23 protein-coding genes are annotated in these 21,299 nt (G+C 30.8%); 11 read left to right on the top strand and 12 right to left on the bottom strand.

The annotated features are described in order from the left end of the window. Positions 1–909, bottom strand: a complete 909-nt coding sequence (locus JM658_RS07060) for a hypothetical protein (RefSeq protein ID WP_236958551.1) — start codon at positions 907–909, stop codon at positions 1–3. Between the two features lie 93 nt (positions 910–1,002). On the opposite strand from JM658_RS07060, the gene JM658_RS07055 reads away from it, so the two are divergent. Next, positions 1,003–2,151, top strand: a complete 1,149-nt coding sequence (locus JM658_RS07055) for a cysteine desulfurase family protein (RefSeq protein WP_236958550.1) — start codon at positions 1,003–1,005, stop codon at positions 2,149–2,151. Positions 2,152–2,230: 79 nt separating this feature from the next. Here JM658_RS07055 and JM658_RS07050 read toward each other — a convergent pair whose 3' ends face one another. The 8 genes from JM658_RS07050 to JM658_RS07015 form a co-directional block, all read right to left on the bottom strand. Beyond that, positions 2,231–3,289, bottom strand: coding sequence for a nucleoid-associated protein (locus JM658_RS07050; protein WP_236958549.1), 1,059 nt, complete (start codon positions 3,287–3,289; stop codon positions 2,231–2,233). A 76-nt stretch (positions 3,290–3,365) separates the two neighbouring features. After that, positions 3,366–3,878: a plasmid pRiA4b ORF-3 family protein gene (locus JM658_RS07045; RefSeq protein ID WP_236958548.1), complete on the bottom strand. Its 513-nt coding sequence runs from the start codon at positions 3,876–3,878 to the stop codon at positions 3,366–3,368. A gap of 115 nt (positions 3,879–3,993) precedes the next feature. After that, positions 3,994–5,040 (bottom strand): COX15/CtaA family protein, encoded by a 1,047-nt coding sequence (locus JM658_RS07040; protein ID WP_236958547.1) that lies wholly within the window; start codon positions 5,038–5,040, stop codon positions 3,994–3,996. Positions 5,041–5,159: 119 nt separating this feature from the next. After that, complete coding sequence (locus JM658_RS07035; protein ID WP_236958546.1) at positions 5,160–6,593, bottom strand: CCA tRNA nucleotidyltransferase; 1,434 nt, start codon at positions 6,591–6,593, stop codon at positions 5,160–5,162. A 330-nt stretch (positions 6,594–6,923) separates the two neighbouring features. Then, positions 6,924–7,484 (bottom strand): L-threonylcarbamoyladenylate synthase, encoded by a 561-nt coding sequence (locus JM658_RS07030; protein WP_236958545.1) that lies wholly within the window; start codon positions 7,482–7,484, stop codon positions 6,924–6,926. A gap of 14 nt (positions 7,485–7,498) precedes the next feature. Further along, a complete protein-coding gene (locus tag JM658_RS07025) occupies positions 7,499–8,296 on the bottom strand; it encodes a glycosyltransferase family 2 protein (protein WP_236958544.1) in 798 nt (265 codons plus the stop codon). Continuing rightward, entirely contained in the window at positions 8,296–9,396 is a 1,101-nt protein-coding gene (locus JM658_RS07020; RefSeq protein ID WP_236958543.1) for a glycosyltransferase family 4 protein, read from the bottom strand. The genes JM658_RS07025 and JM658_RS07020 overlap by 1 nt, the downstream gene beginning before the upstream one ends. A 1-nt stretch (position 9,397) precedes the next feature. Beyond that, a complete protein-coding gene (locus JM658_RS07015; RefSeq protein WP_236958542.1) occupies positions 9,398–10,462 on the bottom strand; it encodes a glycosyltransferase family 9 protein in 1,065 nt (354 codons plus the stop codon). A 129-nt stretch (positions 10,463–10,591) separates the two neighbouring features. On the opposite strand from JM658_RS07015, the gene JM658_RS07010 reads away from it, so the two are divergent. Together JM658_RS07010 and JM658_RS07005 are read left to right on the top strand one after the other, a co-directional pair. Beyond that, positions 10,592–11,197 carry a DUF4254 domain-containing protein gene (locus tag JM658_RS07010; protein ID WP_236958541.1) on the top strand — a complete coding sequence of 202 codons (606 nt, stop codon included), beginning with the start codon at positions 10,592–10,594 and terminating at the stop codon, positions 11,195–11,197. 15 nt (positions 11,198–11,212) lie between these two features. Further along, positions 11,213–12,154, top strand: coding sequence for an NAD-dependent epimerase/dehydratase family protein (locus tag JM658_RS07005; RefSeq protein WP_236958540.1), 942 nt, complete (start codon positions 11,213–11,215; stop codon positions 12,152–12,154). Positions 12,155–13,405: 1,251 nt separating this feature from the next. Here the strand turns inward: JM658_RS07005 and JM658_RS07000 are convergent. The 3 genes from JM658_RS07000 to JM658_RS06990 form a co-directional block, all read right to left on the bottom strand. Then, entirely contained in the window at positions 13,406–14,341 is a 936-nt protein-coding gene (locus tag JM658_RS07000) for a hypothetical protein (protein WP_236958539.1), read from the bottom strand. 75 nt (positions 14,342–14,416) lie between these two features. After that, positions 14,417–15,178 (bottom strand): glycosyltransferase family 2 protein, encoded by a 762-nt coding sequence (locus JM658_RS06995; RefSeq protein ID WP_236958538.1) that lies wholly within the window; start codon positions 15,176–15,178, stop codon positions 14,417–14,419. Positions 15,179–15,284: 106 nt separating this feature from the next. Continuing rightward, positions 15,285–16,100: a 2,3,4,5-tetrahydropyridine-2,6-dicarboxylate N-succinyltransferase gene (locus JM658_RS06990; RefSeq protein ID WP_236958537.1), complete on the bottom strand. Its 816-nt coding sequence runs from the start codon at positions 16,098–16,100 to the stop codon at positions 15,285–15,287. Between the two features lie 179 nt (positions 16,101–16,279). Here JM658_RS06990 and ruvX point away from each other — a divergent pair, with 179 nt between their 5' ends. From ruvX to JM658_RS06950, 8 genes are all read left to right on the top strand, one after another. After that, positions 16,280–16,690: a Holliday junction resolvase RuvX gene (ruvX, locus tag JM658_RS06985; protein ID WP_236958536.1), complete on the top strand. Its 411-nt coding sequence runs from the start codon at positions 16,280–16,282 to the stop codon at positions 16,688–16,690. Positions 16,691–16,826: 136 nt separating this feature from the next. Further along, the gene (locus tag JM658_RS06980) at positions 16,827–17,249 is read left to right on the top strand and encodes a T9SS type A sorting domain-containing protein (protein ID WP_236958535.1); all 423 of its coding nucleotides are present in this window, start codon (positions 16,827–16,829) and stop codon (positions 17,247–17,249) included. Between the two features lie 100 nt (positions 17,250–17,349). Further along, a complete protein-coding gene (def, locus tag JM658_RS06975) occupies positions 17,350–17,940 on the top strand; it encodes a peptide deformylase (RefSeq protein ID WP_236958534.1) in 591 nt (196 codons plus the stop codon). 57 nt (positions 17,941–17,997) lie between these two features. Further along, the gene (locus tag JM658_RS06970; protein WP_236958533.1) at positions 17,998–18,444 is read left to right on the top strand and encodes a DUF5606 family protein; all 447 of its coding nucleotides are present in this window, start codon (positions 17,998–18,000) and stop codon (positions 18,442–18,444) included. A gap of 122 nt (positions 18,445–18,566) precedes the next feature. Beyond that, the gene (locus tag JM658_RS06965; protein ID WP_236958532.1) at positions 18,567–19,076 is read left to right on the top strand and encodes a DinB family protein; all 510 of its coding nucleotides are present in this window, start codon (positions 18,567–18,569) and stop codon (positions 19,074–19,076) included. Continuing rightward, positions 19,064–19,747 carry an NRDE family protein gene (locus tag JM658_RS06960; protein WP_236958531.1) on the top strand — a complete coding sequence of 228 codons (684 nt, stop codon included), beginning with the start codon at positions 19,064–19,066 and terminating at the stop codon, positions 19,745–19,747. Before JM658_RS06965 ends, JM658_RS06960 begins: the two co-directional genes overlap by 13 nt. A gap of 125 nt (positions 19,748–19,872) precedes the next feature. Next, positions 19,873–20,262 (top strand): DoxX family protein, encoded by a 390-nt coding sequence (locus tag JM658_RS06955; RefSeq protein ID WP_236958530.1) that lies wholly within the window; start codon positions 19,873–19,875, stop codon positions 20,260–20,262. Beyond that, complete coding sequence (locus tag JM658_RS06950) at positions 20,259–21,296, top strand: ATP-grasp domain-containing protein (protein WP_236958529.1); 1,038 nt, start codon at positions 20,259–20,261, stop codon at positions 21,294–21,296. Before JM658_RS06955 ends, JM658_RS06950 begins: the two co-directional genes overlap by 4 nt. Positions 21,297–21,299 lie beyond the last annotated feature (3 nt).

The following is a 21,299-nucleotide window of genomic DNA, read 5'->3' as shown; positions in this document are numbered from 1 at the left end:
CTATTCTTCTGTATTTGTGATGGTATTTTCTACAGTTCCAAAAAGATATTCGTCGATATCAAATTTTATTTCTTCATCTCCATTTTGTAGTTGAAAGCCATCTATAATTTTTATTTCACTAGTGTAAATAGATTGGTATTCATTCTTCTTTCTACCAAATACATCTGTAGTGGCAGTTGAAGCCGCTGGAGTTAAATAATTCTTAACTGATACTCCATCAATTGTAGTTTCATCATTTGCAGGGTTTCCATCACCATTAAGATCTTCATCAATAGTTAACACCATGTCGTCATCATCATCATTATCTAGGTAATTAACAACCCCGTCACCATCTGTATCGGTGTAGGTTACCACATTAGTACTAGAGTCTATTTCAATTTCATCTTCGGTAAAAACATTATCACCATCGTCATCTCTATCTATATAATCAGGAAATCCATCGCCATCAGTATCTCTAGATTCAGCATCGTTTACGGTACCATCTTCATTATAAACAACCCCTTCATTTGCAGTAGGAACTCCATCTAAATCATCATCTTCTAAAGTAGTAACAATTATAATAGTTCCGCTAGGAGCATACCATTCTTCAGTTACTAGAGGAGAAGTAGGAGGTACGTTCTGACAGAAATAGGAATCTGTAACTTCATCATCAAAAATTCTATAAAGGACTTTATTTGTAGAGTTATTTATAGTGTAAGTTAAAGTATCTAATGAAAATAAATCGATGCTACTTGAAGTGATTTCCATGATAAGGGCTTCTGTAGCATTATCAGAAATTTTATATAGAGTGGTGTCATCACAAGAAGCTTCAACATCTGTATCATCAAATTCAAGACTTTCAATAACAAAATCTCCATCATCACATGAAACCATTGCAACCAATAAAATAAAAAAGAATATTCTTCTCATCTCTATATTTTTAAAACTTAAACAAATGTAAAACATACTAAGTTATAACGAAATTTATTGCGCATAATTTTAAATAAAAGTACTTTTGCGCCCATGCAAAAAGTGTATTTAGATAGTGCTGCGACTACGCAGGTAAGAGAGGAAGTTATTGCAAAGATGCAAGAAGCTTTGGCAATGTATTATGGAAATCCATCTTCAACACACAGTTTTGGAAGATCGGCAAAAACACAAATAGAGAAAGCTCGTAAGACAATTGCAAAGCGACTAAATGCGAGTCCTTCTGAAATTATTTTCACTTCTGGAGGTACAGAGGCTGATAATATGATTTTGCGTTGTGCAGTAAGGGATTTAGAGATTAAACATATTATAACTTCTAAAATTGAACATCATGCTGTATTGCATACTGTAGAGCAATTGGAAGAAGAGTACGGGATAAAAGTTTCTTATGTAGCTTTAAATGAGTGCGGAACACCAAGTATTGAAAGTTTAGAGACTTTACTTAAAGAAGATGATTCAAAGACTTTAGTAAGTCTTATGCATGTTAATAACGAAATTGGAAACATGATCGATATTAATGCTTTTGCTGATTTATGTAAGGAGTATGATGCCTTTTTTCATTCAGATACTGTGCAATCGGTTGGACATTGGGATTGGGATCTTAAAGAGACCAATGTAGACTTTATAACAGCAGCTGCGCATAAGTTCCATGGGCCTAAAGGAATTGGATTCGCGTTTATCAGAAAGAATATTCCTATAAAACAGCTCATACATGGAGGGGAGCAGGAGCGTGGTTTTAGAGCTGGGACAGAACCTTTTCATAATATTGTAGGTTTAGAAGAGGCTTTTATCCAAGCATATGATAATTTAGAAGAAGAGCAAAAGTATGTAACAGGACTTAAAGAATACTTTATGGAGTCGCTTGAAAAAGCATTGCCAGGAGTTAAATTTAATGGAAACTGTGCTTTTAAAGAAAAGAGTACATATACTTTAGTAAATGCTTGCTTGCCATTAAGTGAAGAAAAGGGAGCATTGTTGTTGTTCCAATTAGATATCAAGGGAATTGCTTGTTCTAAAGGGAGTGCTTGCCAAAGTGGAAGTGCTTCAGGATCTCATGTTCTTAATGAGATTTTAAATGATGACGATGCTAAAAGGCCTTCTGTTAGGTTTTCATTCTCAAAATATAATACGAAAGAAGAGTTGGACTATGTTGTAGCTTGCTTAAAGGAGTTTGCGAATAGTTAATTTCTTACTTTTGAGTCATAAAAAAAGGTTCCTAAATTTTAAATCTAGGAACCTTTTTTATTTTGAAAAGCTATTTCTTTTAGCTCTTTTGTTCTTTGTTGAAATATACTAAGTAGTAGTACATTTGTTTCTCTTCATCCCAACCTTTTTCAACAAATTTCTCTGCTGATTCAGGGTTTATAAAATCCATTTTTATCTGAATATTAGTATCTAGATTGATGACGTTTTTAATTTTCTTACGAGCATCAGAAACGGCTTTGTTTGCAATAGGAAAAGAAGAAACATCTTCGATGCTATATTTAGGACCTTTTTCTGTTTTGTAATTTTTAAATTCAGGAATCAAATTAGGGTTATCCATCACTTCATTTAAAAAGCTTGTCTCTTCAAAATCGTCATTTTTAGCAAAATGATTTACTGCACGATTCATAAACATAACCTCCTCTTTTTTGTCTTCAGCAGGTAATACTACGTCTTTAGCAAAATCTTGACAGAATTTTAAATACTTTTTAGTGAAGAAAGTTTCATCTGTTAAAGCATCAACACTTAAAAAGTTTTCTAACCAATACTTAGTATCGTAACGGTTGCTATCAATAGAAAGAATTTTAAAACCTTCTTCTTTATTTGAGTTGATAATAAGGCAACCTTTATCTAGTTTATTGATATTAATTCCTTGACGGATTAAAATTTCTAAATTCATGCCTTTTTCTTCAAACTCTAAGAAATCGTGCTTTAATTCAGACTTGAAGATTCCAATAGCATCTACCTTTTCATTGTCTAAAACAACTTCAGATAGATAAGCAGTATAAATTTCTCCACTTTTAATGTGCGGATGATTTGATTGATCGTATAAATGCGTAGCTATGCTTTTAGATACTTTATGAATGCTAGCTGGATCTTCAAATATCTCAGAAGCCATGCTATACAATTCGTTGTATTCTAAGTCTACTTCATGATCAAAACGGTAATAATTTTCTTCTTTCTCACGGAAAGGTTTGAAAAAATATTCTTTTAAAAGTCCCGTAATTTCATCATTTAAACGGTATGGTTCTTCAGAGAAAAAAGTACCTTCTTCCTTACTTTTATTACCAATTCTATGAATAGAAAGACTTTCAATTTGTGTTGGATATAAATTGATCATTTTTTAAGTTGAAATTTAAAATTAGAAATTTGAAGTTTACGGTAAACTTCAAAATAGGGGTTAAATACTATCAGAATTAATTCCAGTTCTGATCAAAATCATAATTATCGAAATCATCGATATCAAGATCGTCCATATCATCATCTTTATCATCAGATAGATCTTCTGCTTCAAACTTTTTCACAGGAGGAGCGTCTGGCAACTGTCCGTGCACATAAAGTAAATTAGGATATGTATTTCCGTCTTCTTTTTCTGCGATATCAGCAAGTTCAACGAAGAAAGTCCACATGCTAAAAAAGTCATATACATAAATTAAGTTTCTATTGTTTTCATCCAATAGATCCTCAATATGAGTTTCAGCCATTAGTTTTACTTCGCTTCCGCTTTCACTCATATCAAAAAGGGCTATTTCTTCCCCTTGATTCCACTCTTCATCACTTACATAAAATGAAGCCATTTCAGTTCCGTCGAAGCCAAAAGCTTGAGAAACGGCATTATGAAAATCTTCAAGTGTGTTATTTCCTTCTACTTCAATATCTCGAAATACATCTTCTTCTAAATCGAGTATAATTCTAAATTTATAGATCATTAATTCTAATTTTTCAGCGTGCTGCAAGGTACAAAGATTTCAATTGAATTCCACTAAGAAGCGGTTAATTCCGTAGTTGATTTTCTAACGTAATTTACTGCGATTTCTTATGTATTTATCTTACAACCTTGTCTTGAGTAAGTTGGTTTTTGTTTGCACGTGCTTCAATTAGTAAATAAAATTGTATTCCAAATAGTATAGAAGCGATGACCAAATGTAAAGCCTGACTACCAAATGGGAAGTCTAAATAATACATGGCTATCCCTGTAATAATTTCTAAAATAATAAAGATAAGAACCCAGTTTACTTTTGTGTAACCAAGATTTAATTTTTTGTTTCTGATGTATAAATATAGATTCACCAGTAAAACAAGAATTGATAAAGTTCTATGGATATAAAAGTCGATTTCCGGATTTGAAAGCCATAAATTTTTTGACATATCTCCAAAAACATCAGATTGTTCATCTATAAATTGACGAACTTGTGTTCCTAACACAATTTGAATAAGTGTAAGGATAAGTGCTGCTAAAAGCATTGCTGAGAATGACTTATTGAACTTAAGGCGTTCTTTTCTTTCTTTTGTTTGGTAGATTATAATTAAAATAAAAGCAACAATTACGAGCGCCATTACCATATGGAGCGTTATTCTAACGGGAGCGAGTAAAGAGTATACTACGGTAGCTCCTAGCCATGCTTGGAATCCCATTCCAAGAACAGTAAGCCATGCTAAAATAGGGATCCATTTATTTTTTTTCCAGTAGCTAATTGAAGCGAATGCCAAAATAAGTGTTCCGAAACCTGCTAAAGCCCCAAATAATCTATTTATATATTCTACCCAAGTATGTGATGGATTAAAAATAGCATAATCGTGTTTTGTATATGTTTCCCAATGAGATTCTGAATATTTATCTCCTGTGGTGAAATCTTCTTTGGCTATTTTTAAAGACTCATCAACAATAATTACTTGTCCTTTTTTGAAGTCTCTTTCAGGCTGCCATTCTAATTGTGAAATTTCTGTTGGTGGGATGTAGTACCCAAAACATTTTGGCCAATCTGGACATCCCATTCCGCTTCCTGTCATCCTAACCACAGCACCAGCAATGATTACTAAATACACTAAAACAAGTGTTACTTTTGCTATTTTTCTAAAGTTTTTTTTCACTTTTTAAAAGGTTCAGAATTAAAAATGTTCCTGTATAAATATACTTCTTTTATATTTTGACTTTTTTCTAGTCATATTGATCTTATCGAAGCATTTCTTAATCAGATTTTTATTAGTATTTATTTTTTTCCGCCAGCAGTTAACCCCAATTTTTTTCCTTTCTTCAGCATAAATTCAAAGGCAGCGTCATGTTCATTAGGGATTTCACCTTCTAAAATAGCTTCTTTAATAGCCTCTTTTATGACTCCGATTTCTCTTGAAGGTTTTATATTGAAAGTTTCCATAATTTCTGCACCATCAACAGGAGGTTGAAAATTACGAACATGGTCACGCTCTTCAACTTCAGCAATTTTTTCTCGTACTACTTTAAAGTTATTATTATACTTTTTAAAGCGTTTAGGGTTTTTGGTGGTAATATCTGCTTCACATAATGTCATTAGGTCTTCGATGTGTTCTCCTGCGTCGAAAATAAGACGTCTTACGGCAGAATCGGTGACAATATCTTGTGCTAAAACAATAGGTCGGGAACTCATTAAAACAAGCTTCTGTACCATTTTCATTTTATCATTTAATGGCATATGCAAGCGCTTAAAGAGCTTATAAACCATTTTGGAGCCCACAAATTCATGACCATGGAAAGTCCATCCAATCTTTTCGTCAAAGCGTTTGGTAGGAGCTTTTCCTATATCGTGTAATAAGGCAGCCCAGCGTAGCCAGAGGTCATCCGTGTTTTTAGAGATGTTATCTACAACTTCTAACGTATGCCAAAAATTATCTTTATGGCGTTGCCCTTCCTTTTCTTCTATCCCCTGAAGATTTGTAAGTTCAGGCATGATAATAGGAAGGAGCCCCGTTTTATAAAGTAAAGTGAATCCTATTGAAGGTTTTTTACTGAGTAATATTTTATTGAGCTCGTCTACAATCCGCTCGTTGGATATTATTTTTAAACGCTCTCTGTTCTTTTTAATGGCCTCAAGAGACTTTTCTTCTATGATGAAGTTAAGTTGTGAAGCAAAACGGATGGCTCGCATCATTCTCAGCGGATCATCTGAATATGTAATGTCTGGATCTAACGGAGTTCTGATTATCTTATTATTAAGATCTGAAATACCATCAAAGGGGTCTAGAAGTTCGCCATAATTCTTTTCATTTAAAGAAATAGCAAGTGCATTAATTGTAAAATCACGACGATTTTGGTCATCTTCTAAGGTTCCATTTTCAACTACAGGTTTTCTACTATCAAAATGATAACTTTCTTTTCTAGCCCCTACAAATTCTATTTCTAAATCATCGAATCGCAGCATAGCTGTACCGAAATTTTTAAAAATAGATACTTTAGGTTTCTTTTCAATATTAGAAGCTACTTCTTTAGCTAAATCGATTCCACTACCCAAGGCAACAATATCGATGTCTTTGGGAGTGCCTCTTTTTAATAAAAAATCACGAACAAAACCACCAATTACATAGCTTTCTGTTTGCAAGGAAGCAGTAGCCTTTTCAATAATTTTGAAAATTGGATTTTGTATCGCTTTGGTGTAATTACTATTTTTCACTTAATGTTCAGTGTTTAGTGTTCAGTAGTTTTTAATTCTAAATTTGTTAAGATTCAGAAGTATATAATTTAACAATCTCCCTGTTTCTTCACTGTCACTAATTAATTTTATATAATGTTCGTTTTATTAATATAATTACATTCAAAAGCAAAAGACAGCATACTTGGGTTTAAGAGTATTCAGTATCACAATCTGTTAACTTACTGTAAAAATGTTTAGGATAGTTTCTTTTTTCTAGATGTTCCTATTGCAATGAACACTAGATCTCTAGAGCCTCTCCTTATTTTATCCGTTATTAATAAACCTAATTTTATTGCTTATTCAGACGGATTATTTACGAATAATCTTTACAATAGCATCATTTCCAACTTTAATAATTGAAGAAGGAGCTCCATTTGACTTTTCGCGATGCAAATTTACCACATAGTCTACACCTTTTAAAATTTCCTTTGATATTTCTGAAAAGCTTTTTGGTGTTGGTTTTCCACTAATATTGGCAGATGTAGAAATAAGAGGGCGCTTAAATTGTCTGATTAATTTTTGGCAAAATTCATCAGAAGCAACGCGAATAGCTAAAGTATTATCTTCAGCAATAAGATTTTTTGCTACATTGATTGGTTGGTCATATATAATAGTGGTAGGTCTATCAGCAAGTTCTACAATGTCATAAGCCGCATCAGGGATTTCGTAGACGTATTTTTGTAGCATTCTAGTGTCGGAAACTAAACAGATAAGCGCTTTGCTATCGTCTCTTTGTTTAAGTTTATAAACCTTTTTAATAGCCTCTTCATTGGTAGCATCACAGCCTATTCCCCAGACAGTATCTGTAGGGTAGAGTATTAGTCCACCATTATTAAGGACTTCAAGAGTTTTTTTTATTTCTTCTTGCATTTTAATATTTTAAGCTAAAAATGAATAATTCCTTTGTTACACTTTATTGTCTTTTTTGATATTGTATCTTCAAGTATACTAATATTATACTTTAACATATTTTTTGAAAGAATTTCATGGTATAAATGATATATAATAGCTGCATGTTTAATTTGTAACATATTTATATTAGCGTTTGAAAGCCTTTGAGTGAACTCGGAGTCTTCTGGTCCCCACCCAGAGAATAATTCATTGTAGCCATTAATCTTTATTGCATCACTTTTCCAGTATGACATATTGCATCCAAAAGGCACACTTTTTCTATTGTTTTTTGAAGTAATTGATTTTTTCTTAGCTAGTTTGTAGTTTCGATATTGATATTTAAAATTAAATTTACCACCAAAATTTAAAGTCAATAGTGAAGGAGGAATTTTTTTCTGAATAAGTTGATTAGTGATGACTTTTGACAGCATAACTCTATTTCCACAAATAAATTGTCTTTTTTTTGCAAAATAAGAATGGTCTTCAATGAAGTTTTTATGCAATATGCAATCACCATCAGTTTGAACTACATAATCAGATTTAATTTTTTTGAGACACATGTTTAATGAAATACATTTTCGGTGACCTAAGTCTTCATGCCATATGTGATGTATATTTAGATGTTTGTTTTTTTTTATAAAATTTAATATTACTTCCTTTGTTAATGGTTTCGATCCATCGTCTGCAATGTAAATTTCATCAGGTACAAAGGTCTGCTTAGCAACACTTTCAAGCACAAGAGTTAACGCTTGAGGCCAATTATAAGTTGCTATGATGAGTGCTATCGTCATTATTTATTATACACATTTTTATACATTTTATAATAGTTCTTCTTCATTACTTCTAAAGTGAAATTTTGATTAACCAATATATTACTCGACTCAACTATATAGTCAATTAATTTAGGGTCTTCCAATAGACACAATACATTTTGAGCTAAAGCATTTGAATCTTTGATGGGTGAGATCATTCCTGTTTCTTTTTGCTTAATGGCTTCTTTTATACCTCCTGCACTTGTAGAGACTACAGGAACTTTTGCAGCAAAAGCTTCGAAAATACTAAGAGGTAATCCTTCAACAATTGAGGACATCATAAGAATGTCTATTTCCGGTAATATTTTTGGGATATCGTTTCTAAAGCCTGTGAAAATAATTTTATCATTAAGTCCTTTTTTTTGTTTATACTTTGTCAATTCTTCATTTAACTCCCCATCTCCAATTACAAAAAATTGAATTTTTCTTTGAGTAGAATTAACTATAATCTCTACTGCATCAATAAAAGTTGTAATATCTTTTTGTTCTGTTAAGCTTGCAATATTTGCAATGATAGTGGTTTCTTCAGCTAATCCGTATTCTTTTATTAAAACATCCTCTTTTTTATTTAATTCAAATTTTTTCACATCTATTCCATCGTATATGGTAACTACATGATCCATCTTTTTTAGTATAGGACGAAAAACATCTTTTACTGCATTGGAAACGCATACAATTTGATTTATTCTTTTGTGATTATACTTGATTTTTTTAAAATAATTATTACTTATGGGATTATTTCTTTTTCTTGAATATACAAGTTTAGTGTTTGGTAAAAATCTAATGATTAGCAGTGTTAATGAAAATGCGTTAGAATCATGGACATGAATGATATCTATTTTTTCTTGTTTTACTATTCGCCAAATCTCACGTGCAAATTTGAATGATTGTTTTGATTTTCGACTAGCAGTATAATATTTAACTTCATCTTTTTTTAGTTTATCTGATAAAACAGAGCCTACAGGACAAAGAATAAACTGTTCTATGTCAGAATAATTTTTCATTAGATTGTAAGTGGTTAGCATTTGAGCATCACCACCTCTCCATTCTACAATAGTAGTTATATGTAGTATTCTCATTTTAATTAGTTATAAATTTTTTTAACTCATTTAAAAAAAAGGTAGGCTTAAACTCTTTATAAAAATATGAATGATCATTTTTTACTTTTTTTAAATCATCATTTAAGAATAGTTTAGGGAGGTAGTCTGCTAAATGCACACTTTGGTGTATTCGAGAGTTTTCTGTAGCCCATTCTTTTTTATCAATCCAGGGCGAAAAAATAGCAAATGAAGGGATATCTAAAGCTTTAGCCATATTAATCGCGCCGCCTTCATTCCCTATAATTGCAGTGCAATAATTTAAGATGCTTAAAAAGTTTCTTAATGAAGGAGCATAAACTTCTTTTTTTATTTGCTGTTGAGTGCTTTTGTTACACAGTTCATATATTTTATTTACTTCAGATAGTTGTTTAGGAATATAATTAAATAAAATAACTGCATTCCTATTTTGTGAAGCAATTTGGTCAATAACTTCTGCCATGTAGTCTAAAGGATAACTTTTGTTAGGACTGCTACCTAATATAGAAATCATGTAGATAGGTACCTTTAAATTAATGTTATTTTTGAGAAGGAAGAGTTTACCTTCTTCTTTCTCACTATCTGTTAAATATATTTTTGGTGTTGTTATGTAATCTTCAATATTATTTTCTGGATAAATTGGTGCAAGTAGTTGTAATCTATTAATAATGGTATTGCTTATTTCTTTATTAAATTCTGTATTTCGCTTTATAGGATGTGTGTATATGTTTTTAGTATACCATTTATAATATGCAATTTTTTTATCGGCATTCAAAAGAAAAGAAATTATGTTAGTTTCTATTTTTCCATAGACATCAATTATAACGTCATAGTGTTCATTATTTAGTTTTTTTATTAACTTAAAGAGTTCTTTTTTATTTTCTCTATAAATAGGTTTGAAATTGATGATAGCATCAATTTTGTTGTTGTTTAAAATAACAGGAATTGTATGAGAATGTACCATATAGTGAATAGTAGAATTAGGGTTTTCTCTTTTTATGTTCTCACAAAGAATAGAACTTGTGAGTACATCTCCAATCATCTTTTGTTGAATTATTAATACCTTCAAATCAGTTTCATATTTAATACAAAAAAACGACAAAATACTATACCAACAATCAAAAAGTATAAAGATGTTTATTTTTCATGTCTTATATGAATTATAATAATTTTATCTTTGTTACCAAATTTGAAAATTATGTTTAGTGACCTTGCTTATGAAATATTTGAAAAAAGTATTTCTAATTACCATATTAAAGATAATGTAAATCAACATTGTGAAAATCCATTTTCTAAAGGTTCTATAGAGTATCTTTTGTATTTAAAGAATTGGATTGACACTGTGCAGTGGCATTATGAGGACATTATTAGAGATCCTAATATAGACCCTGTTGATGCGTTAACATTGAAAAGAAAAATAGATGCTTCTAATCAAAAGCGAACAGATGTGGTTGAGTTTATTGATAGCTATTTTTTAGATAAATATAAAAATGTTAAAGCAAAAGAGAATGCTCAAATAAACTCAGAAAGTCCAGCTTGGGCAATAGACAGGTTTTCCATTTTGGCTCTTAAAATTTATCATATGCGAGAAGAAGTGGATAGGTTGGGTGTAAGTCCTAAACATACACAGGAATGCAGAGATAAACTAACTGTTTTATTAGAGCAAAAACAAGATTTATCAGGTTCAATAGATCAACTACTTACCGATATAGAAAATGGGGATAAGTATATGAAAGTTTACAAGCAAATGAAGATGTATAATGATGAAAATTTGAACCCCATTTTATATAAATCAAGTAAATAATTTTTCGGATAGATAATGAAAATATTAGTAACAGGTGCAGTTGGTTTTATAGGTTCTCATACCGCAGAATATTTTGCAAATGAAGGTCACCAAGTGTATGGGGTCGATAATTTTTCTTCGTATTATGATCCTGCATTAAAGAAACTTAATTTAATAGATATTGAAAAAGCCGGTGTTATTTTTATAGAGGTAGATTTAAATGATGCCTTAAAAGAAAAGCTCCCAACAGATTTCGATTATATATTTCATTTTGCTGCACAGCCTGGTATTTCTGCAACTACAAGTTTAAATGAGTATGTTCAGAATAATATTTTTGCTACTCAGAATTTATTAAATTGGGTAAAAGAAACATCTCCTAATCTTAAATTGTTTGTTAACATTGCAACGTCTTCTATTTATGGGAAAGAAGCAACTTTACCGGAAACAGCTGTTCCGATGCCGGTTTCCTATTATGGAACTACAAAATTAGCTGCAGAGCAACTGGCTTTAGGAGAACAACGTGCGGGTAAATTAAATGCTTGTTCTTTAAGATTATATTCAGTTTATGGACCAAGAGAACGTCCAGAAAAGTTATATACAAAGTTGATCAAATCTATTTACGATCAGACAGAATTTCCTCTTTTTAAAGGAAGCGAAAAGCATTCTCGGAGTTTTACGTATGTTGGAGATATTGTAAAGGGAATGGCTGCTGTGATAGGGAAGGAGAAAAAAATAAATGGAGAGATTATTAATATAGGATCTGATATTGAATATACTACCCAGCAAGGAATTGAACTTATTGAAAAAATAATAGGTCTTAAGGCAAAAATAGAAGTTACTCCACCGCGTCCAGGAGATCAATTACGTACTACTGCATTGATAGATAAGGCTAGAAAGTTATTGGCTTATGAGCCAGAAACTAGTTTTGAAGCTGGATTAGAAGCGCAAGTGGAATGGTACCGAGAGAAGTTTTTATAGTTATTGATTTTGTATGTATACCTAAGAGAATAAAAATAATGCAATTATCTATATACTTTCTGAGTTTTTTATTCCATAAGGGGAAACATTATGAAGCTTTCCTTAAGCCAAGAAATTGTGATATTTAAGCATATAGTTTGCAATACAAATTAAAGACGCTTAGTTCAAAGTGGGTTGTATGTTTAGAAGCGTAAATATTTGAATATTGAGGAAGGGGATGAGTTTTATTTTCTAAAAGTATGATTTTAGTAATAATTATGTTTATCTAGCTTTAAAATTTACTTTTATAGTACTATAAAAGTAAAAATGATAAAAGAAAATGTATAAGCTAATGATATTTACAAGTTCTATCTGATATAGGTAATGGAGAGTGTGTCTTTCATATTAAGGCAATAGAAACAGTGTCAAAGAATAGTTATATAATGTCAGTGTAATAAGGGGTAAAACTATTAATTTCGAGTATTATACAATACTAATCAGTTAACTTATTTTTAATAGTATTTTAAGATGACTTCATAGTGTTATTATGGATAAATAGAAGCATTACTTTTAAGGGCTGTTTGTTTAGTGACTTATAATAGAAACAGACCTAAGTATTTTATTGAAGGATTTATACAGTGTTGTTGCAATGGTGATACATCAAGAAGAAATGAGTATTTATTTAAAATAATATAAAGAATAAAAATAGATAGATATACAGAAGCCGTAGGTCTTATAGGTGTATATAAATAAAAAACTTCTGAAGTGTGGTTAGGCAAGGATGATTATGATTCCTTTTGAAAAATATATTTATTTATTTAGAAGTACAATAATTTAAGTTATTCTAAGGCACTGTTAGTTAACTTTATTGAATAGACTTAATTTTGAAAAGAGTATTTGCTACTGAGTGATAATTAAGTGTATAGATTGTAGTTATTAAGGAACAGTAATGGCTAATGTATTGTGGGAAAATAAAACTTATGTAATTTACATGAATCATATTTGCAAAGCTTTTAATAATAAAAATAACCTTCATTAGATCTGTCATCTTGCCTGAAAATTTAATATTAAGTACGCTTTCGTCACCAAATGTGGGTAAAATTATAGGGAAAGAGCTTACCGTATCTTTTGATATTTCTTTTGAAACATGTAAGAGTATTTAGAATACTAATCTATATTGGTGGGAAGGCTAAATTGAAAAAATAGAAGGGTACAACTTTATTTATGTTGTACCCTTCTGATTTTTTTAACATTTACTGTGTAGTATTAGGATTACCAATTACAATTAGCATACCATTTATTGTATGAGGCATCTCCATTAATGTAATGTGTTATTGTACCATTTAAATTTATATTCCATTGTTTTGGTCCATTTGTAAATGTATCTGCAATTAGAAACCTATTCCATTTAGATCTAGTACATGATACTGTGGCATTTATATTTATAGGGACTTCTTGGTAATTAGAATATAAGCCTCCATTTATACCTACAGTTCCATGTATGTCATATGTGTAAGTTCTTTCTTCTTTTTCCGCATAACTTAAATCATTCTTACTATTTCTGAAAAAGAGCTTAGTTTCGACATAAAGAGCCATCGTTCCAGAAAAATATAGTCCTTTCAATTGTTGATAAAACCTCATTGGTCTCGAAGATTTACCAAGAACTAAACTATTATTACTACATTTTCTATATGCTTGTCTAGTGAAGTCTTTATAGCTTCTTCCTGTTTCACCTGTACTTAAATAGGTTCTGTCTGATAGTGATTTATCTATTGTTTCTCCATCTTCAGAAAATTCTATAATTTGAATATTAGTGGATAGTTCTTCTTCATTATTTAATAAGTTAGTAGAATAAAATTCATTGTTTTTAAAGTTTATAATTTCATTACCGACTTTAAATTTTAAAGATTCATTAAAAATAGCAAGTAACTCAATAGAAAGGTTATCAGTCGTCTCTAATTCGGTACTTTTTGGATCAAAAGCGATATTATAGTAGGAATTATAATCTTGTTCTGATAGCCAATCTAAAAATTCTTCATCAGATTGAAATTTAAGCAAACTTTGCATAGTTTCAGAGAATTCTACCCAACTGTCAAATACTTTCATTTTTGAACTATAACTTTCAACAGAGATCGAATCCTCTTTTAAACTCTCACTTTCGCATGATAGAAACGAGATAATAATTAGGCTAAAAAAAATTTTTTTCATAATAAGTATAATTTAATGGTTAATATTTCAAATGTAGAATATTTTCACTAAATAAACTTGTATTTTATTCTTTTGTTAACATTTTGTTAACCTTTTAAGCTCTCGAAAACGCTCATACACTCCTAGAGCATTTAAATAGCAAATGGTAATTCCTTTAGTGCCGTCTAGAATTCCAAACCTTATTATGTAGTGGTTGAAAAATTTCCAAGAAGGACGTAAGAATTGCTGAAAGATATTCCATTTTTTACCTTTTAGAAAGGATTCTTTAGCTTTTAAACGGCCATATTTAAGCATTTTACCCTTATAATCATCATAGTCTTTATAAGAATAATGAATTAGTTTTTCTTTTAAAAATCCTTCAGAGCCGTTAACCTTTAGAGTTTCATGAACAATCCTTTCGTTTATAAACTTACATTTACTCTTTTTAAATAGACGATATACTTTATCAGTTTGCCATCCACTAAAATATAAGCGTTTGTTTTTAAACATGAAGATTCTATAATTCCAATAGGCATCATTAGACTCAGGATTATTAATAATAGAATTTATTTCCTTCTCTAGCTTTGGAGTAACTCTTTCATCAGCATCAAAAAAATATACCCAATCATTTTTAGCTAAGCTTAAAGCGTATGATTTTTGTTTTGTAAAATCTTCAAATGGATGTTGAATGGCAGTAACTTTGGGGTGACTTTCAAGATATTCCCAAGTTCCATCAGTACTAAAAGAATCTACAACGATAATTTCATCAGCAAAAAGAACACTTTCAATACAATCTTTAATATAATTGGCCTCGTTGTAGGTTATAATAACCGCAGATAATTTTTTTACTGTGCTCAAACTTTAAATTTTTGTAAAGATATTGTCTTCAAAGAACATAAAAAAATCCAAACCTCTTATAAAAAAAGGTTTGGATTTTTAAGGTTGTATATTATTGAAAAACTAATTAAACAGCAACATCGTATTCACGTAGTGCATCGTTTAATGATGTTTTCTTATTTGTACTTTCTTTACGTTTACCGATAATTAATGCACAAGGAACATTAAACTCTCCAGCTGGAAATTTTTTAGTATAACTTCCAGGGATAACAACCGATCTAGCAGGAACATATCCTTTGATTTCTACAGGTTCATCTCCAGTAACATCAATAATTTTTGTAGAACCGGTTAATACAACATTAGCTCCTAAAACAGCTTCTTTCTCTACACGGATTCCTTCAACAACAATACATCTAGAACCAATAAAAGCATTGTCTTCAATGATAACAGGCGCAGCTTGTAACGGTTCTAAAACCCCGCCGATACCAACACCGCCACTTAAGTGAACGTTTTTACCAATTTGTGCACAACTTCCTACTGTTGCCCATGTATCTACCATAGTACCTTCATCTACATAAGCACCAATATTTACATAACTAGGCATTAATATCGTACCAGCAGAAATATAAGCTCCATGTCTTGCAACAGCAGCTGGAACTACACGAATCCCTTTTTCTGCATAGTTTCTCTTTAATGGAATTTTATCATGAAACTCTAAAGGTCCAACTTCTAAAGTCTCCATTTTTTGAATTGGGAAATATAAAACAACAGCTTTTTTCACCCATTCGTTTACTTGCCACCCATCTTCTGTAGGTTCTGCAACACGAAGTTTTCCTTCGTCTAATAAAGAAACAACTTCTCGAATAGTTTTTACTGTATTTTCGTCTTTTAATAAGTCCCTGTTTTCCCAGGCATTTTCTATGATTGTACGTATCTCGTTCATGTAAACTAAAATTTTGTTGCAAATATAAAACTGTTCCTTCTATTTCCCTTACTATTTTACAACTATAACATTTTATAACATTTTGTTTTAAAAACCACATTGTGATTTTGATCGTATTAATAACTACTATTTAAGTATTAACTCTATTTAAAAGGTTATTTTTGTACAAAACATCTATAATGGGTAGAATTTTAGCAATAGATTTTGGTGAAAAGCGAACGGGAATAGCAGTCACAGATGAGCTTCAGATTATTGCTTCCGGTTTAACAACAGTTAAGACTCCAGAGTTATTATCATTTTTGAAAGAATATACAGAAAAAGAAAATGTTGAGTTAATAGTTGTTGGGCAACCTAAACGTTTAAACAATGAATTTTCTGATGTAGAGCAAGTAATTGTTACTTATATAGAGAAAATAAGAGCAAGTTTTCCTAATCTTCCCATAGAACGCGTTGATGAGCGTTTTACTTCTAAAATTGCTTTTCAAAGTATGATAGATGGTGGTGTGAAGAAAAAACAACGCCGTAATAAAGAGTTACTGGATGAGGTAAGCGCTACAGTAATTTTACAATCTTACCTTTATAGTAAATAAACTATTTGCATATAATTGATATTTATTTTAGGTAGAATTTAAATTCGTACTCATTTTTTATTAACTTTGTGTTTGATAATTAGATTATTATACGCCTAAACAGGCTTTTTTAAATCAAAAAATTAAAGTGAATGAAATGAGAATTACCCTAATCTTATGCTTTTTTATGCAACTTGTTTTTCCTCTTATGGCGAATAAAGTTGAAATGATTGTGCCCCACACAAAGTCATTAACCACGAACCCTCTCACTAATCCAAACGACTCACAATGGTCTTTGGAAAGTATGTTAGCATTTTACAACGATGAAAAATCTGTTCAAGACGATTCATTAAAAGTTTACCCGAATCCAGTTAATAAGAAAGATATGTTAAATATTAACATGGCTGGAAATGGAGTAAAACGATTAACGTTTTACGATATTACAGGTACAATGGTAAAAACGCTAGAAACAGAACGTACTACATTTACTTTTAGTATCTCTGATATGGATACAGGAGTTTATTTTTTAAATGTTTCAGCTTCTAGTTTTCAAACCACAAAAAAGGTAATCGTTAAATAACTTTCGATATAATTAGTAATTAAATCGGCATCTTTTACGACTTTCCATAGCATTATTAGAATTACTTTGTATTTTTGCAATCTTAATTTTAATAGTTATTATGATATTACCAATTGTAGCATATGGTGATCCTGTTCTAAGAAAGGTAGCTAAAGACATTCCACAAGAATACCCTAAATTGGCCGAACTTATTGATAGTATGTTCGAGACCATGTATAATGCTTATGGAGTTGGTTTAGCTGCACCACAGGTAGGATTACCAATACGTTTGTTTGTAATAGATGCTTCTGCTTTTGCTGATGATGATGATCTTTCAGAAGAAGAAAAAGAATCACTTAGGTCTCTCAAAAAGGCGTTTATAAATCCTACCATCGTTGAAGAAACTGGAGAGGAGTGGGCTTTTAATGAAGGGTGTTTAAGTATTCCAGATATCCGTGAAGATATTTCTAGAAAAGCAAATATTAAAATTGAGTACTACGATGCAGATTTTAATAAGCATGTCGAGGAGTATAATGGATTGGCTGCACGAGTAATTCAACATGAATACGATCATATTGAAGGAATTTTATTTACAGATAAGCTGTCTTCTCTTAAAAAAAGACTTCTAAAAGGAAAGCTTACTAATATTTCAAAAGGAAAAATAAGAATAGATTACAAAATGCGTTTTCCAGATGCTAAAAAAGCACGTTAAACGTTTTGATAATATAACCAAAGCATTGATATTTGCGATCTCAAAAAATTATAATTTATGGGCTTAGATAAGATATTAGCCATTTCAGGGAAACCAGGACTTTATGAATTAAAGGCACAAACTAGATCAGGTTTTGTTGCTGAATCATTGTTGGATGGAAAGAAGATAAGTGTAGGTTTAAGAAATAACGTTAGCTTACTTTCAGAAATAGCCATCTATACATTAACGGAAGAAGTTCCTCTTCGTGATGTTCTCAATAAGATCAAGGAGAAAGAAAATGGAGAGAAAACAAGCATTAGTCACAAAGATTCTAAAATAAAATTGGAAGAGTACTTTTTTGAAGTACTTCCTGACTATGATGAAGATAAAGTATATCCTAGTGATATTAAAAAAGTAATACAATGGTATAACTTACTTCATGATAAAGGATTAAACAACTTCGAAGCAGAAACAACTGAAGAAGAGAAAGCAGCGGAAGTTACTGCAGATAAAGCTTCAGAATAGTACGTTTTATAAGTATGTTGATAAAAAAGGGAGTTTGCAAATTTGCAAACTCCCTTTTTTAGTAAATTTATTATGTAAGGATTCTAATTTTAGAAACACTTATGTTAAAATATAACTGTCCGATGATTCATGACACTGTTAAAATAAATTTATTACATCTTAAAAATAGTATTCTAAAACTTTCTTCAGAGCAATTTGTAAAACCTATAGCATTATTGAGCGATTCTTCAATAGGAATGCATGCTCGTCATATTATAGAGTTTTATCAATGTCTACTAATTGGCATTGAAAGTGGAATTGTTAATTACGATAATCGTGAGCGTGATTCGGAACTTGAAGTATCACCAGAATATTGTATTAAAATAATAGATGAGATTTTATTAGAAGTAAATAAACTCAGCCTGAATGTCGACTTGGTACTACAGACGAGTTATTGCACTTTAGATTCTTTAAATAAAATAGATGTGGCAACTTCTGTTAAAAGAGAGCTCATTTATAATATCGAACATACAATACATCATCTTGCAATTATTAAAATAGGTATAAAAGCGTTAGACCCTCTTATTACTTTGGATAAATCTGTTGGGGTTGCGGTTTCTACCATTAGAAATAAAAATATATGTGCACAGTAAGCTATATTCCTACCAAAGAGGGTTTTTACCTTACTTCTAATCGAGATGAAGATCCAAATAGAAAGACATTGCCTCCACAAACTATAAAGGTCGCTAAAAATGTAGTGTTAAAAGCGCCTATAGATGAAGAAAAGGGAGGTACATGGATTGCTACAAATGGTACTACAAAAGTTGCTTGCCTGTTAAATGGAGGCTTTATTAAGCATGAAAGGAAAACTCCTTATGCAAAAAGTAGGGGGCACTTTGTTTTAGAGTCTTTTAAGGATGCTTCGTTCTTAGAATTTATAGAATCAGTTTCGTTAGCTAACATAGAGCCATTCACCTTAATTCTCATTGATGATTTTTTGCAAGTGTTAGTTTGGGACGGAACTAAAAATCACATTCAATTTTTAAGTAAATCGATACCGCATCTTTGGTCTTCTTCAAGTCTTTATGATCAAAAAATGCATGATCTTAAATTAAATATGTTCGAAAGTTTTATTGCTGAACAAAATGTTACATCAAATACTATTTTAAACCTTCATGATAACGAACTTTTTTTATTAAAAAAACCACAAGTAGAAACCGTAAGCACAACTCAACTATTTAAGAACGCTGAAGGATTATCAATAGATTATTTCAGTAGAATTGATGCTGTTAAAAGTCTTGGTAATAGTTTGGTAAATAAATAATTATGTAAATAATGTGTTCGTATTTAGTGGATTTCCCTTATAAAAAGGTATCTTGTTTGTATTATTTTCTACAATTAGCTTTGTGAGATTTTCTTAGGAAGTAACTTAATTCAAGCGTAAGCTTTATGAAAAATAAGAAGTATTATATCGAACGTGTTGCTGCTATTATAGCCGCTATTTTATTAATTCAAAGTTTATATTTTAAATTTTCAGCACATCCTGACAGTATAAAACTCTTCACAGAATTAGGTGTTGAACCGTTTGGAAGGATCGCTTTAGGTTGTTTTGAATTGATAACTGCATTGCTATTAATATTTAGAAAAACATCCCATATTGGAGCTTTGTTAGGTATTGGTTTAATGGTAGGTGCAATTTTTTCTCATATTGCTATTATAGGAATTAATTATAATAATGATGGAGGAACTTTGTTTATCTTAGCATGTGTAGTGATGATTTGCTGTATTACAGTATTAGTTGTAAAAGACACAAAACTTCCGTTTATAAGTAGGCGATGAAAATAAAGCAATGGTATATAAAGTTGAATTCATGGGAGTATTGGCCTATGTGGATTTTATATATTCCTGTTTTTTTTCAACATTTCTATCTTTCAATTAAAGCTAAGAGCTTATTTTTTTTCTTAAAGGTAAATCCAGCCATTAAAGAAGGGTTCATTTTAAGTGATAGAAAATATAAAACTTTAGGATTAGTACCCGAAGAACATCGTCCAAAGGCTTGTTACATAGCAAAAGGAACTAGTCTAGATAAAATAAGACAGTTAATTGCTGCAAATCATTTATCATACCCTATAATTGTAAAACCTAATATTGGTTTTCGAGGAGTACTCGTTCAGCGTTGTATGAATGAAAATGAATTGAGGAATGTTAACTTTAAAGAAGCATCTTATCTTGTTCAAGAATATATAGATTATTCGGTTGAAGTCGGTATTTTTTATTATCGATATCCTAATGAAGCTCACGGTAATATTCCTTCTATAACATTAAAAGAATTTTTGTCGATTACAGGAGATGGAAGAAGTACATTTTCTGAACTTATTATGGCAAATCCAAGAGCTTTTCTTCAATATGAAAGACTAAAAGTTAAGTTTTTAGATAAATGGAATGAAGTATTGGATAATGGTGAGCATTTTACCCTTGAAGTGATAGGAAATCACAATCGAGGAACAAAATTCATCAATGGAAATGCTATTTTAGATACTTCACTCCTAAAAACTTTTGATCAGTTATGCTCAAAAATGGAAGGCTTTTATTATGGAAGATTTGATATTCGGGCAAAATCTATAGAAGACTTAAAAAAGGGTGAAAATTTTAAAATTCTAGAAGTAAATGGAGTGGGAGCAGAGCCTACACATATATATGATCCTAACTATAAACTTTTTGACGCTTGGAAAGAAATGTTATTCTTATGGAGAGTAACTTACCAAATTGCAATTCTAAACAAGAAAAAAGGAGAAGAGTTTCCTGTTTTTTCTGAAGCAAAAAGGCGTTATTTACAGTATAAAAATTACAAGAAAGTAGCACTTAGTCAATAGATA

Origin of the sequence: Joostella atrarenae (assembly GCF_021764745.1) — a bacterium.
Classification (GTDB): Bacteria; Bacteroidota; Bacteroidia; order Flavobacteriales; family Flavobacteriaceae; genus Galbibacter; species Galbibacter atrarenae.
This window is presented reverse-complemented; position numbering and strand designations above follow the sequence as displayed.

What these genes read in the sequence shown, in the direction of transcription:
- ruvX (WP_236958536.1), top strand. Translation starts at nt 16,280, where the DNA reads ATGGGTAGAATTTTAGCAATAGATTTTGGTGAAAAGCGAACGGGAATA.
- JM658_RS07030 (WP_236958545.1), bottom strand. Translation starts at nt 7,484, where the DNA reads ATGCAAGAAGAAATAAAAAAAACTCTTGAAGTCCTTAATAATGGTGGA.
- JM658_RS06965 (WP_236958532.1), top strand. Translation starts at nt 18,567, where the DNA reads ATGATTCATGACACTGTTAAAATAAATTTATTACATCTTAAAAATAGT.
- JM658_RS06960 (WP_236958531.1), top strand. Translation starts at nt 19,064, where the DNA reads ATGTGCACAGTAAGCTATATTCCTACCAAAGAGGGTTTTTACCTTACT.
- JM658_RS07010 (WP_236958541.1), top strand. Translation starts at nt 10,592, where the DNA reads ATGTTTAGTGACCTTGCTTATGAAATATTTGAAAAAAGTATTTCTAAT.
- JM658_RS07020 (WP_236958543.1), bottom strand. Translation starts at nt 9,396, where the DNA reads ATGAGAATACTACATATAACTACTATTGTAGAATGGAGAGGTGGTGAT.
- JM658_RS07055 (WP_236958550.1), top strand. Translation starts at nt 1,003, where the DNA reads ATGCAAAAAGTGTATTTAGATAGTGCTGCGACTACGCAGGTAAGAGAG.
- JM658_RS07005 (WP_236958540.1), top strand. Translation starts at nt 11,213, where the DNA reads ATGAAAATATTAGTAACAGGTGCAGTTGGTTTTATAGGTTCTCATACC.
- JM658_RS06970 (WP_236958533.1), top strand. Translation starts at nt 17,998, where the DNA reads ATGGGCTTAGATAAGATATTAGCCATTTCAGGGAAACCAGGACTTTAT.
- JM658_RS07025 (WP_236958544.1), bottom strand. Translation starts at nt 8,296, where the DNA reads ATGACGATAGCACTCATCATAGCAACTTATAATTGGCCTCAAGCGTTA.
- JM658_RS07050 (WP_236958549.1), bottom strand. Translation starts at nt 3,289, where the DNA reads ATGATCAATTTATATCCAACACAAATTGAAAGTCTTTCTATTCATAGA.
- JM658_RS07000 (WP_236958539.1), bottom strand. Translation starts at nt 14,341, where the DNA reads ATGAAAAAAATTTTTTTTAGCCTAATTATTATCTCGTTTCTATCATGC.
- JM658_RS06955 (WP_236958530.1), top strand. Translation starts at nt 19,873, where the DNA reads ATGAAAAATAAGAAGTATTATATCGAACGTGTTGCTGCTATTATAGCC.
- JM658_RS07045 (WP_236958548.1), bottom strand. Translation starts at nt 3,878, where the DNA reads ATGATCTATAAATTTAGAATTATACTCGATTTAGAAGAAGATGTATTT.
- JM658_RS06950 (WP_236958529.1), top strand. Translation starts at nt 20,259, where the DNA reads ATGAAAATAAAGCAATGGTATATAAAGTTGAATTCATGGGAGTATTGG.
- JM658_RS06980 (WP_236958535.1), top strand. Translation starts at nt 16,827, where the DNA reads ATGAGAATTACCCTAATCTTATGCTTTTTTATGCAACTTGTTTTTCCT.
- JM658_RS07060 (WP_236958551.1), bottom strand. Translation starts at nt 909, where the DNA reads ATGAGAAGAATATTCTTTTTTATTTTATTGGTTGCAATGGTTTCATGT.
- def (WP_236958534.1), top strand. Translation starts at nt 17,350, where the DNA reads ATGATATTACCAATTGTAGCATATGGTGATCCTGTTCTAAGAAAGGTA.
- JM658_RS06990 (WP_236958537.1), bottom strand. Translation starts at nt 16,100, where the DNA reads ATGAACGAGATACGTACAATCATAGAAAATGCCTGGGAAAACAGGGAC.